A 12757-nucleotide genomic window follows, 5' to 3' on the forward strand; every position below is an offset into this window, starting at 1 on the left:
CACGCCCTCACGAGGCGCACAAGTATTCCCTTTGGCGGGCGTCAGCCCGGCAGGACGAACTCCGCGCGGACCCGGGAGACGAGCAGCCGCGCGTAGACCTCCGCGGCCTCAGGCATCCGCTCGCGGATCGCCCGTGCGGTCGTCACGTGGTGCTCCAGCACGGCCTGGACCGGGTCCGACGGCGACAGGCCAAGCCGGGTCCGCGCGACCATGACGCTCTTCACGACCTGCGCCAGGGCGGCGAGCATCTCGTTCCCGCTCGACCGCAGCATCGTCTGATGGAACTCGACGTCGGTCTCCAGGTACTCCTCCGTCTGCCCCAGCCCGGCACGCCCCATCTCGAGCAGCCGCTCGGCGAGCATGACGAGCCGCTGCCGCTCGGCGTCCGTCGCGTGCTCGGCGGCGCCCCGTGCCGCCATCGGCTCCACCGCCACGCGCAGGTCCAGGAGCGTGCGCAGCTGAGCGTCCCGCCCGGGCCCGCTCAGGCGCCACTCGATCACCTGCGGGCTCAGGACGTTCCAGTGCTCCGGTGGCGCCACGATGAGCCCAACCCGGCGCCGCGCCTCCACCATCCCGAGCGACTCGAGCAGGCGCATGGCCTCCCGCGCCACGGTCCGGGACACGCCGTGCTCCCGTTCCAGGTCCGCGAGGTTGACCACGCTGCCGGCAGCCAGGTCCCCGCCGGCTACCTGTCGTCCCAGGGCGTCGGCCACGTGCCGGTGCAGAGAGCTGGATGCCACCCGGGCATCATCGCACCGCCCGTGTCGGAACAGCACCTGCTCGGTCTGCGCCGCGGCGAGTAGCCTGTCGGTCATGGCCAGGACGATCGCGACCAGCACCCGGACCACCCGCGAGGAGCTCCTCGAGTTCCTCCGTTCCCGCCGCAACGGGGTGCTCGTCACGACGCGGAGCGACGGCGGCCCGCAGCTCAGCCCCGTGACCTACGGCGTCGACGGCGAAGGCCGGGTGGTGGTCTCCACGTACCCGGAGCGGGCCAAGGTGCTCAACCTCAAGCGGCGCCCGCAGGCCTCGTTCCTGGCGCTCGGCGACGACTTCGGCGACGCGTGGGTCCAGGTGGACGGGACGGCTGAGGTCCTCGACGTGCCCGAGTCCGTCGAGCCGCTCGTCGAGTACTACCGCGCGGCCGCCGGCGAGCACCCGGACTGGGACGAGTACCGCGACGCGATGGTGAAGCAGGGCAAGTCGGTGGTCCGGATCACGATCGAGCGCTGGGGGCCGGTGGCGACGGGCGGCTTCCCGGCGCGCCTCGCGGACTGAGCGGTTCTCAGAACAGCACCTGCTCGGTCCCCGCGGCGGCGAGGGGCATCGGTCCCGGCCTCGCCGACAGTCCGGGGAGGGCGCCCGAGGGATAGTCGCCGTCGTCGTGCCGGTCGGACGCCGCGACGCCGTCGGTGGACGTGCCGCCGCCCGGAGACGTGCCCCCGCCGCGGCGCCGGTGCCCCGAGCTGCCGAACCCGCGCTCGTCGAGCAGCGGCTGCACGCGGGCCCAGAGCCAGTCGCGATAGCCCTTGTGGGCGTAGGCGCCACGCCCGTACACGCGTCCGTACCCGGCGACGAGTCGTGGGTGCTCGCGCTCCAGCCACCCGAGGTACCACTCGCGGGTGCCAGGGCGCAGGTGCAGCGGGATCACCGTCACGCCGGTGGCCCCGGCCTCGACGACGGAGTCGAGAAGCCGCCGCAGGTGGTCGAGCGAGTCTGTCAGCCAGGGCAGCACGGGCGCCACCATGACGCCGCACGGGAGGCCCGCGTCCCGGACCGCGCGGATCAGGTCCAGCCGCGCGCGCGGCGTGGGCGTCCCGGGCTCGATCGCCTGCTGCAGCTCCTCGTCGGCGAACGCGAGCGAGACGCCGATGCCGACGTCGACCCGCTCGGCAGCGGCAGTCAGCAGGGGCAGGTCACGCCGCAGCAGCGTGCCCTTGGTGAGGATCGAGAACGGCGTGCCGGAGTCGGCGAGCGCCGAGATGATGCCGGGCATGAGCTTGTACCGGCCCTCGGCCCGCTGGTACGGGTCGGTGTTGGTGCCGAGCGCCACCGACTCGCGGGCCCACGACGGCTTGGCGAGCTCTGCCCGCAGGACCTGGTCGACGTTGACCTTGACGACCACCTGGGAGTCGAAGTCGGCCCCGGCGTCCAGGTCGAGGTATTCGTGCGTGGGCCGCGCGAAGCAGTTGTGGCTGATGACTCCGTTCGCAATGAAGTCCCCGGTACCTGTCGTGATGTCGACCATGTCCGCCTCGGAGCCGAGGTCTTCGACCGAGACAACACGCAAAGATCCCCACGTCTTCACCGCGGCGCCGACGATCGACAGCTTTCGCGTGATCGCGGGATTCGTCAGCATGAAGAAGCGCCGTCGGCTCGGCAGACCCCCGGAGACCCGGATCGTGGCAACACCGTTCGACGCGGCCCGCTCCCGGACGTGCGCAATGCCCAGGATGTCAAGCGCCTGCATGGTCGTGGTCAGCATGCGTTCGTCGGAGTTTGAGATCCGCAGGACCTGGCCGTCGCAGCTGCCTTCCGCATCGAAGATGCCCGCGAGGAAACCGATCGACCAGTCACGGGACGGGCTCTCCGGCCAGGTGATGATCTCGTTGATCCGGGCGTAGTTGCCGCGCGTCGAGGTGAAGATCCCGTCCATCGCCTGACGGTTCACCGTCGCGCGGGCGAACGGGCGCCGTGTCGTCGTGACGCCCGCCAGCTCAAGGTACGACTGGGACCGCACCAGCGCCTCGTCGTCGACCAGCGCGAGACGGAACATCGTGACGGTCAAGCGACCCCCCGACGCACGGTCGTAGGTCTTCGCGAACAGCATTCCGTCACCGCGGATCATGCCGGTGAGATAGCCGCGGCGGTACTCGATCGTCGCGGCAGGTGACTCATAGGCCTGCGTGGGCATACCCGTGCCAAAACCCTGGAGACGATTGTTGGTCGTCAGGTAAGGGCGCTGCGCCTCCCCCTTGGCGGGCGGTGCGACGTGCTTCCAGCCACGCTCGGTGAGGAACCGGTGGTCGCCGCTCGAGACGATCTCCGTCCCGTCCTCGAGCGTCACCCGGTAGGCACGCTTGACGGTGCCCCACCAAGCCTCGACCGTCGTCTCGACATAGCGCCGGTACTTCCCATCGAACTCCGTCCCGACGATGTTGTCGCCGACTCGCACCTCACGGATCGGCTTCTGCCTGCCGTCCGCCATGAGGACCAGCGTGGAAGGATCTACGCAGTAGGTGCACGCGTGGCTGCATCCCCGGTACGGGTTGATCGTCCAGCGGAACGGCATCTGCGACATCGGCGGCACCTGCGACAGCGCGCTCTTAGCCACGACCTCGTGGAACGCCATCCCCGCGAACTCAGGCGCCCGCACGGTACGCAGGAGCCCGGCGCGCCGCAGGCCCGACAGCTCGAGCCCGGGCAGCGCGCCGTCGTCGTTCGCGATCGCCTGTCCGTCCCATCTCACTCGGGCATTCGAACACGCGTTCTACCCTTGGCGCAAGCCGAGGTCACTCCCCCAGCCACGCCTCGCACGACGCGACCACCATGCCGTCGACGGCCAGCACCGTCTCCACGACCCAGCCCCGCTCCGCGCCGTCCAGCAGCGCCCGCGGGGGCGCCACGTGGAAAGCCCCGGACGCGGGGTGCGCGAGGCCTCGGGAGATGTCGTCCCGGGAGGTCACCGTTCCGTCGGCCACGACGGCCCGCGCGGCCGGGTAGGCCACGCCCGCCGGGTCGCGGAAGACCACGCTCACGCTGCCCGACGCCGGCCCCGCGCCCTCCCCGCGCGCCTCGCCCTGAGCCGTGGTCGCCCAGGTGACGTCGAGGTGGTCGCGGGGGTCGGGCAGGGCCAGTCCGACCAGGTCCCGGCCGTACTCGACCCAGGCCACGTCTGCGGCGTAGTGGGCAGTGCCCGGGCCGACGTCGCACGGGAGCTGCCTCGCCTCGGTCACCACCGGGGCGAACGCCCACGCGGACCAGGCGAGGGCCATGGCACCGCCCGCCACGATCGCGGGCACGGCGAACTTCCACACCCTCCGGACGGGGCCTGGCTGCAGGACGTTGTCGCCGGAAGGGCCGTCACCGGGCGACCGGCGACCAGCCCGCCTCGGACGGTTCGCGAGCGGAAGAACAGAACGGGTGACCTGCACCAGGGCCTCGGCCCACTCGCCGACGATGCCCTCGCGTGGTGATTCAGAACCAGCCATCGCCGTGCCCCCCGGCTTCCCGCCCCGGGCCGGCAGTCCGCACGGGGTGATTCCGACGGATCAATTCGATCCCCGCCGGACGGTACCTGACTGAAGTGGCATAACTTACCGATCAGTAATTATCCCCGCGCCAGGCGGGTCCACGGGTGCGGGTCCCAGGCGTAGCGGACGTCGGGCTCGCGCTCCTCGTTGCCGCGGCCGTCGGTGTGCTCGACCGGCACGAACCCGTGCCGCTCGTAGAACCGGCGCGCCGGCCAGTTGGCTTGGAACGTCCACAGGCTCAGCCCGCCCGGGTGCTCGGCCTTGGCCAGGTCGACGAACCGGTCGCCGATCCCGTGGCCGCGCCGGTCGGGGTCGAGGTAGAGCTGGGCGATCCAGCCGTCGTCGAGCACGAGGAAACCGGCCACCAGGTCGTCGGCCACCGCGACCCACGTGCGCCCCGCCGGGACGACGATGTCACCGAACCAGGCGCGGACCTCGTCGTCGCTGTGGGTGCGACGCACGCCGGGCAGCGCCGCGGCGAAGGAGCGCAGGTAGATCTCCGCGATCCTGGGCGCGTCGACAGCAACCGCCCGGCGGAGGTGCGGAGGTGTCTCGGTCGGGTCCAGGTGCATCAGTCCAGGGTGCCATGTCGGACCTCACGAAATAGCACGTCCGTTCGGGCGCGACAGCCATCGGTCAGTCGTGCTGCCGCAGCACGCGGACGAGCTTGCGGACGTCCCACCCCGCCGCGACGAGGAGCACAAGGGCGACCGCAAGAAAGACGGAGGCGAGTGTCCAGTCCTCAGCCAGGCCGGACTCGACCCCCTCGCTGAAGCCCACCGCTGCCATGAGCAGCACGAACAGTCCGATCCCGCCGAACGCCACCATCGACGTGACTCGACGGACGATCTCTCCGGCCCTGTCCGCCGCCGTGCGCGGCCGGCCCTCCCTGGCTGCGCGACCCCGACGTGACCGCCCGGTCTGCGACGCCACCGGCTGCGGGATCCGGCTCGGGTCGCGGGCCGGTAGCGGTACGACGAGGTGCGCGGGGACCCGGGCATCGATCTCCTGGGCGACCTGCTCAGGCGTCAGGCCGGGGTGGAGCGTGGGCTCGACGCTGACGACATACCCGTCCCGCGCGGTCAGGTGCCGCGCCCCGTCGGGCCGCGTGGTCATCGCGGCGAGCTCGTCGAAGCGCACCGTGCTGGCGGAGTCGGTCGTCGTGAGCGAGACGCCCTCGGGGGCCAGGACCAGGGCCACGTCGGAGCTGCCCCGCCGCGGCAGCCTGCGGCCCTGGACCACAGGGGTCGCAGGATGGTCGGGTGCGGGAACCGGCCCCGCCCAGTCGATGCCGCGACCCGGCACGATCCACAGCGCCGTCCCAGACGGACCGCGCGACCTCCCGGACCTCCGCGGCGGTCACAGCCTCGAGCTCCGCCCTGACCTGCTCCGGCGACTGGACCGGGTGGCCCATGAGCAGGCTCATCGCGTACGACGGGAGGAACGCTGCACCGAGCTCGGGGAGGCCGAGATGCTTGAGCATGCGCGCCCGGGTCGCAGCAAGCTCGTCGTCGGCCACCTCGACGCGACGGAGCCGGTTGAGGGTGTCGATGAACCCGCCGACGACGGCGCCCTGCTTGTCCGGCAGGGCATCAGCGAACAGCGTGATCCGAGCCTGTTCAGCCCGACCGCAGCCAGACGTGCACCAGGCGGCCGCCGACCCCGGTCTCCTCCCCCGCCGCGACGAAGCCGCTGCGCCGGGCCACAGCCTCGCTGGCCGTGTTTCCGGGCATCGTCAGGAGCGCGATCCGTGGGAACCCGGCCGCGAGCGCCCATCCGGCGAGCACCGCGGTGGCGCGGGTGGCGAGCCCTCGCCCGCGGTGGCCGGGCAGGAGGGAGTAGAAGACCTCGGGTCGGGTCGTGTCCAGGGCACCGATCCCGGCGGTGCCGGCCGGGACGTCGTCGGACAGCAGGACGTAGCGGGCGGCGACGCCCTGCGCCCGCCGCACGGCGGAGCGGGCGGCGCGCGTGCGCGCCTCCCGCTCCGTCATGGACGGCGGGTAGTGGGTCCAGAGCGGTACGTCCGGGACGCGGGAGAGCTCGGCCTCGAGGGGCCAGTCCGCGCCGACGAGAGCCCGCAGGCTCGCGGGCAGGTCGCCCGTCCGCGTCTGCGGGAGGGCGAGGCGTTCCGGCGGGACCTCAGGCACCCGCGGGGACGACCCGGGGCCAGAGGTCCTCGGCCGGGGGCTGCCAGGTCGCGGCATCGGCGTCGGACTGCTCGCCCGAGCGGATGTCCTTGACCTGGTCCGGGCCGGGCGTCCCGTCCTCGCCGGCGGTGCCGGGGAACCAGACGAACGGGATGCCGCGCCGGTCGGCGTACTGGATCTGCTTGCCGAACTTGGCGGCCTTGGGCGCCACCTCGACGGGGATGCCACGGGCGCGGAGGGCGGTGGCGACGGCGTCGGACGCCGCGCGGGTCTCCTCGGACGTCACGGCGACGACGACGGCGGACGGGACGGAGCGTGTCGCCCGGACGAGACCGCCGGACAGGAGCCGCGAGACGAGCCGTGAGACGCCCACCGAGATGCCGACGCCGGGATAGGTGTTCTTGCCGTCCGACGCCAGGGTGTCGTACCGCCCGCCGGAGCAGACGGACCCGAGCTGCTCGTGGCCGACCAGCACGGTCTCGTAGACCGAGCCGGTGTAGTAGTCGAGCCCGCGGGCGATCTTCAGGTCGGCGACGACGACGCCCGGCGCGCGCTCGGCGGCGGCGGTGATGAGCGCCCCGAGCTCGGCGAGGCCGGTCTCGAGCAGCTCGTTGCCCGCGCCGTAGGAGGCGGCGAGCGACCGGACCTCGTCCACGACGGTGGCGTCCGCGCCGGAGATGGCCGCGAGCGCGAGGCAGGCCTTGGCCTGGTCCTCGGTGGCGCCGCACTCCGCGACGAGGAGCCCTGAGACGGCCTCGGGGCCGATCTTGTCGAGCTTGTCGATCTGACGGAGGACGCCTTCGACGTCCTCGAGGCCGAGACCCCGGTAGAAGCCCTCGGCGACCCGCCGGTTGTTGACGAGGATCCGCACCTCGGGCAGGCCGACGGCGCGCAGCGCGGCGAAGGCCTCTGCCATGACGAGCGGGACCTCGACCTCGTAGTGGTACGGGAGCTCGCCCGCGCCGACGACGTCGATGTCGGCCTGGACGAACTCGCGGAACCGCCCGTCCTGGGGGCGCTCGCCGCGCCACACCTTCTGGATCTGGTAACGCTTGAACGGGAACGCGAGGTGCCCGGCGTTCTCCAGGACGTAGCGGGCGAACGGGACGGTCAGGTCGAAGTGCAGGCCCAGCTGCTTCTCGCTGGACGACGGCCGGTCGCCGGCCTCGGCCTGCAGGCGGCTGAGGACGTAGACCTCCTTGGAGGTCTCGCCCTTGCGCAGCAGCTGGTCGAGCGGCTCGACGGCCCGGGTCTCGATCCCCGCGTACCCGTGCAGCTCGAACGTGTGCCGCAGCGTGTCGAGGACGTGCTGCTCGACGATGCGACCGTCAGGGAGCCATTCGGGGAAGCCGGAGAGTGGGGTGGGACGAGCCATGCCTCAGATCTTCCCACGTCGGGGGGCACCGGGGCCCGCGCTTTCCACAGGACGAGCGAGTGCCAGGGGCGTGCGGCGGGCGGGTGAACCATGGACGAACCGGCCCAACCCTGTCCGGTTTCCCCGTCCGCGCGGTGTCACCAGGGCTGCGATGCCTACACTGTCCCCGCACGGGAGGATTCGTCCTGCCGTCATACGGAAACCGGTTCGAGAGAGGAGCGGTGGCGGGTGTCGACCACCAAGCAGCGCGATCGGGTCAACGCAGCGAAGCGTCAGGCCAAGTGGGCAGAGCGTCAGGCGAAGGCGCGGGCGCACCGTCAGCGTGTCTGGACGATCGTCGCGTTCGTCGCCGTGATCGCCGTCGTGGGCAGCATCGCGGTCGCTGCGATCGTGACGTCGTCGGACCCCGCCGGGGACGACACGGCTACCGGGGCCAGCACCTGCCCCGCGGGCTCGACCGACTCGCGCGAGGGCTACACGCTCGCCGCCCCCGAGGCCGCAGAGGACCGCACCTGGACCGTCACGCTGCAGAGCTGCTCCGGTGACACCGAGGCCGACATCACGCTCGAGCTCGACGGTGCGGCAGCCCCGCAAGCCGTCGCCAGCTTCGTGACGCTCGCCCAGGAGGGCTACTTCGACGGGACGCAGTGCCACCGCCTGACGACCGACGGCATCTACGTGCTGCAGTGCGGCGACCCGACTGCCACCGGCTCCGGCGGCCCGGGCTACACCTTCGGCCCCGTCGAGAACGCCCCCGCCGACGACGTGTACCCCGCGGGCACCGTCGCCATGGCGCGCGTCAGCAACGACGCCGAGTCGATGGGCTCCCAGTTCTTCCTCGTCTACGAGGACTCGACCATCCCGTCCGACTCGGCGGGTGGCTACACAGTGTTCGGCAAGATCACGTCCGGCCTGGACTTTGTCCAGGCAGTCGCTGACGTGGGAGTGGAAGGTGGTGCCCCTGACGGCACCCCGGCCAACCCCGTCACCATCGAAGGAGTTGAGACCCAGTGAGCGAGAGCACCGAGCGCGAGGCGTCCGGTCGCGTCAAGGACGCGGCCGCAGCCGAGCCGGAGGAGACGGCCGAGACTCCGGAGACCCCCGCAGTCGAGGCTGAGCCCTCGGTGCCCGACGACGCCACGGTCGCCACCGCGCCCGCCGTCGCCGAGGAGGACGCCACCGAGGAGACGGCCCCTGCGGCCGAGGTGACGCCCGAGCCCGAGGTCGAGACCCCTGAGGCCGACGTGGCCGCCGACGAGCCCGTCGCGGAGCCCGTCGCGGAGGAGGCACCCGCCGAGGCTGTCGCCGCCGAGGCCCTCGCCGCCGAGGCCGAGCCCGAGGCGGAGGCCGACGCGGCCGCAGAGCCGGCCGAGCCCGAGGAGAGCGCCGCGGCCGAGTCTGCCGACTCGCCGGACTCCCCCGACTCGCCTGACTCGCCTGACTCTCCGGACTCGGCCGACTCGCCCGACGAGGAGACGCCTGAGGAGAGCGACGCCCCCGCCGAGGAGGCTCCTACGGAGGAAGCCGCTACGGAGGAGGCCCCCGCGGCTCCCGCCCAGGCCGAGGCCGAGGCCGAGGTTTCCGAGGAGGCTCCCGAGGCTGAGGCCACCGCCGAGCCTGCCCCGGCCGAGGAGGTCGCCGACGCACCCGTCGAGGCCGAGGCCGAGGTCTCCCCCGCTGCTCCCGAGGCCGCGGCCCCCGCAGCCGAAGAGGCCGCGGCCCCCGCAAAGGCCGAGGCCGCACCGGAGTCCGAGCCCGTCGTCGCGCAGGCCGCGCCTGCCGCCCCGGCACCCGCCCGCCCGGCAGCGCCCTCCCCCGCCGCACTGGCCCGCCCGCGGGCCCCGAAGCCGTCCGCGGTCCGCCCGTCGGCTCCGGCCACCGCCCCGGACGCCGTGACCCCCGCGACGGCCCCGGCCGCCCCGGTCGTCGCGCCCGCCGCCGCGGACGCCGCAGCAGCGGCCGAGGCCCAGACGTTCGGCCGGGTCGACGAGGACGGCACCGTCTACGTCCGCGAAGAGGCGGGTGAGCGCGCCGTCGGCCAGTTCCCCGGGGTGAGCACCGACGAGGCGATGAGCCTCTACGTGCGTCGCTACCTGGACCTCGCCGCCAAGGTTGGCCTGTTCGAGGCCCGCCTCGACAGCGCGGACCTGTCGGTCAAGGAGATCGACCAGACCCTGACGAAGCTCGCCGAGGAGACCGCGGAGCCCGCGGCCGTCGGCGACCTCGACGGCCTCCGCACCCGGGTCGAGGGTCTTCGCGGCCGCGCCGCCGAGCGTCGTGCCGCGCTGGAGGAGGCCCGCGCCGCCGCCAAGGCGGAGGCCGTCGCCGCGCGCACGTCGATCGTCGAGGCCGCCGAGCGGATCGCCGAGACCGACCCGGCGAAGATGCAGTGGCGTCCGGCCGGGGAGGAGCTCCGCAGCCTGCTCGACCGCTGGAAGGAGACCCAGCGCACGGGTCCGCGTATCGACCGCACCACGGAGGAGTCCCTCTGGAAGCGGTTCAGCCACGCGCGCACCACGTTCGACCGCGAGCGCCGGCACTACTTCGCCGACCTGGAGCAGCGCAACAGCGCCGCGAAGATGGAGAAGGAGAAGCTGGTCGCCGAGGCGGAGGCCCTGTCGACGAGCACCGACTGGGGCCACACGGCCGGTACGTACCGCGACCTGATGGCGCGCTGGAAGGCCGCGGGCCGCGCGTCGCGCAAGGACGACGACGCCCTGTGGGCCCGGTTCCGGGCGGCGCAGGACGCGTTCTTCGCGGCTCGTGACGAGCAGAACGCCGCGCTGGACGCGGAGTTCGGCGAGAACCTCAAGGTCAAGGAGGCGCTGCTCGCCGAGGCGGAGCGTCTGGTCCCGGTCAAGGACCTCTCGTCGGCCAAGGCCGCCCTGCGCGACATCCAGGAGCGCTGGGAGCAGGCGGGCAAGGTGCCGCGCGGCGACGTGCAGCGTGTCGAGGGTCGCCTCCGTGCGGTCGAGACGGCCATCCGCGACGCCGACCAGGCGCAGTGGAACCGCAGCAACCCGGAGACGCGGGCACGCGCCGAGGGTGCCGCGGCGCAGCTCCAGTCCGCGATCGAGTCGCTCGAGGGCGACCTCGCCGCGGCGCAGTCCGCCGGTGACAAGCGGAAGGTCGCCGAGCTGGAGTCGGCGCTGGCGGCCCGCAAGTCGTGGCTCGAGCAGGTCGTCAAGGCGGCCGAGGACAGCCGCGGCTGACCTTTCCCGCTCGTCCACAGGCCGCCCGGCCGCGCTCAGCGCGACCGGGCGGCCTGCGTCTAGGGTCGGTCCGTGACGCTCGCGACGCTGCTCGACCCGGCTCCCCGGCCTGCCCTCCCTGTCGTGACACCGCACCAGGTGGGCGGCCGCGCGGCCTGGGCGGACCTCCTGCAGGCGGGCGCGCTGGAGCTCCTGCACGACGACGCTGCGGTCCCCCGCGGCACCGTCCTGACGGCGGTGCACCGGGCGCTCGCCCTGGCCGCCGTCGTGCCGCCGCGCTGCGTCCTTGCGGGCCGCTCCGCCGCGTGGGTGCACACGGGGCTGTACCGGGGAGCGCTCACGGTCCGGCTCCCCACGGGGACTCCGACCGAGGTGGCCTACCCCGTGGGCACGCACCACCCCGCCCCGCGCCCGGGCCTGCTCGTGCACCAGGTGCCGGGCCTGCACCGGGACACGGACCGCGTCGCGGGCGTGCCTGTCATGTCGCCTGTCCGGGCCGCGGTGGAGGTCGCCTGCCGGGTGCCGCACGCGGAGGCGGTCACGCTCCTGCGCGGGCTGGCGGGCTCGGGAGCGGACCTACGTCTCGCGGCGCGGCTGCTGGAGCAGCGGCAGCGCGTCGTCGGACGGCCCGCGGCGCGCCGGGCGCTCTCGGCGGCGGTGGCGGCGCAGCCCGGCTAGTTTGGCTCCATGGCGACCAAGACTCCCGCTGTCGAGCTCGACGTGGCCGGCCGCACCGTGCGCGTCTCCAGCCCGGACCGGGTCGTCTTCCCGGACCGTGGTCTCACCAAGCTGCAGGTGGTGGAGTACTTCGTCGCGGTGTCCGAGGGGATCACCGGCGCGCTGCTGCACCGGCCCACCACCCTGGAGCGCTGGCCCAAGGGCTTCTTCGACGGGGCGGTCATGTCCACCCGGGCCGACAGCCACGGCGACGCCTTCTACCAGAAGCGCCTCCCGCAAGGCGCTCCTGACTGGGTCGAGACAGCGACGATCGCCTTCCCCAGCGGTCGCACCGCGGACGAGGTGTGCCCTACGGAGCCCGCCGTCGTGGCGTGGGCGGCCAACCTGGGCACGCTCACGTTCCATCCGTGGCCGGTCCGCCGGGACGACGTCGAGGCGGTGGACCAGCTGCGGATCGACCTCGACCCCCAGCCGGGCACCGCGTTCGCCGAGGCGGTCGCGGTGGCCCCCTACCTGCGGGAGCTGCTGACGGAGCTGGGGCTCACGGGCTACCCGAAGACGTCGGGCGGCCGGGGGCTGCACGTCTTCGTGCCGCTCACGCCCGGCTGGTCGTTCACGCAGGCCCGGCGCGCGACGATCGCGATCGGCCGGGAGCTGGAGCGCCGTCTCCCCGAGAAGGTCACCACGAAGTGGTGGAAGGAGGAGCGCGGCGAGAAGATCTTCGTCGACTACAACCAGATGGCGCGCGACCGCACCATCGCCTCGGCGTACTCCATCCGCGCCAACAAGCGGGCCACGGTGTCCACGCCGCTCGAGTGGGACGAGGTGGACCAGGTCCACCCGGACGACTTCGACGTCACCACCGTCCCGGCACGCCTCACCGAGAAGGGCGACCTGTACGCCGCCCTGCGCGCGGACCGCGACCCGTCGCTCGACTGCGACCTCCGTCCGGCCCTGGACCTCGCGGACCGCGACGAGGCCGAGCACGGCCTCGGGGACCTGCCGTACCCGCCGGAGTACCCGAAGATGCCGGGCGAGCCCAAGCGGGTGCAGCCGAGCCGCGACAGGGACCGGCCGAAGACCTGACCCCGC

Annotated in this window: 12 protein-coding genes; 5 read left to right on the plus strand and 7 right to left on the minus strand. The window is 73.1% G+C overall.

Annotated features, from left to right (window positions below):
- Positions 1-41: 41 nt before the first annotated feature.
- A complete protein-coding gene (locus D1350_RS21805; protein ID WP_125778158.1) occupies positions 42-740 on the minus strand; it encodes a FadR/GntR family transcriptional regulator in 699 nt (232 codons plus the stop codon).
- Positions 741-813: 73 nt separating this feature from the next.
- On the opposite strand from D1350_RS21805, the gene D1350_RS21810 reads away from it, so the two are divergent.
- On the plus strand, positions 814-1278 hold the full coding sequence (locus tag D1350_RS21810; RefSeq protein WP_125778159.1) for a PPOX class F420-dependent oxidoreductase: 465 nt from the start codon (positions 814-816) through the stop codon (positions 1276-1278).
- Positions 1279-1285: 7 nt separating this feature from the next.
- On the opposite strand, the gene D1350_RS21815 is transcribed toward D1350_RS21810, so the two are convergent.
- From D1350_RS21815 to hisS, 6 genes are all read right to left on the minus strand, one after another.
- Positions 1286-3469, minus strand: coding sequence for an intein-containing Rv2578c family radical SAM protein (locus D1350_RS21815; protein ID WP_125778160.1), 2184 nt, complete (start codon positions 3467-3469; stop codon positions 1286-1288).
- Positions 3470-3512: 43 nt separating this feature from the next.
- Complete coding sequence (locus D1350_RS21820; protein ID WP_125778161.1) at positions 3513-4211, minus strand: hypothetical protein; 699 nt, start codon at positions 4209-4211, stop codon at positions 3513-3515.
- A 119-nt stretch (positions 4212-4330) separates the two neighbouring features.
- A complete protein-coding gene (locus tag D1350_RS21825) occupies positions 4331-4825 on the minus strand; it encodes a GNAT family N-acetyltransferase (RefSeq protein ID WP_125778162.1) in 495 nt (164 codons plus the stop codon).
- Positions 4826-4889: 64 nt separating this feature from the next.
- Positions 4890-5558 (minus strand): hypothetical protein, encoded by a 669-nt coding sequence (locus D1350_RS21830; protein WP_125778163.1) that lies wholly within the window; start codon positions 5556-5558, stop codon positions 4890-4892.
- Positions 5559-5872: 314 nt separating this feature from the next.
- The gene (locus D1350_RS21835) at positions 5873-6400 is read right to left on the minus strand and encodes a GNAT family N-acetyltransferase (protein WP_164545273.1); all 528 of its coding nucleotides are present in this window, start codon (positions 6398-6400) and stop codon (positions 5873-5875) included.
- Positions 6393-7775 carry a histidine--tRNA ligase gene (gene hisS, locus D1350_RS21840; RefSeq protein WP_125778165.1) on the minus strand — a complete coding sequence of 461 codons (1383 nt, stop codon included), beginning with the start codon at positions 7773-7775 and terminating at the stop codon, positions 6393-6395. The genes D1350_RS21835 and hisS overlap by 8 nt, the downstream gene beginning before the upstream one ends.
- A 228-nt stretch (positions 7776-8003) precedes the next feature.
- On the opposite strand from hisS, the gene D1350_RS21845 reads away from it, so the two are divergent.
- The 4 genes from D1350_RS21845 to ligD all read left to right on the plus strand — a co-directional run bounded on the left by D1350_RS21845 (position 8004) and on the right by ligD (position 12751).
- Positions 8004-8789: a peptidylprolyl isomerase gene (locus D1350_RS21845; protein WP_240644282.1), complete on the plus strand. Its 786-nt coding sequence runs from the start codon at positions 8004-8006 to the stop codon at positions 8787-8789.
- On the plus strand, positions 8786-10987 hold the full coding sequence (locus D1350_RS21850; RefSeq protein ID WP_338068196.1) for a DUF349 domain-containing protein: 2202 nt from the start codon (positions 8786-8788) through the stop codon (positions 10985-10987). Before D1350_RS21845 ends, D1350_RS21850 begins: the two co-directional genes overlap by 4 nt.
- A gap of 72 nt (positions 10988-11059) precedes the next feature.
- Positions 11060-11665: a hypothetical protein gene (locus D1350_RS21855; RefSeq protein WP_125778167.1), complete on the plus strand. Its 606-nt coding sequence runs from the start codon at positions 11060-11062 to the stop codon at positions 11663-11665.
- A gap of 9 nt (positions 11666-11674) precedes the next feature.
- The gene (gene ligD, locus D1350_RS21860) at positions 11675-12751 is read left to right on the plus strand and encodes a non-homologous end-joining DNA ligase (RefSeq protein WP_125778168.1); all 1077 of its coding nucleotides are present in this window, start codon (positions 11675-11677) and stop codon (positions 12749-12751) included.
- Positions 12752-12757: the final 6 nt, after the last annotated feature.

This window comes from Antribacter gilvus, assembly GCF_003946865.1.
In the GTDB taxonomy this organism is placed as follows: Bacteria; Actinomycetota; Actinomycetes; order Actinomycetales; family Cellulomonadaceae; genus Antribacter; species Antribacter gilvus.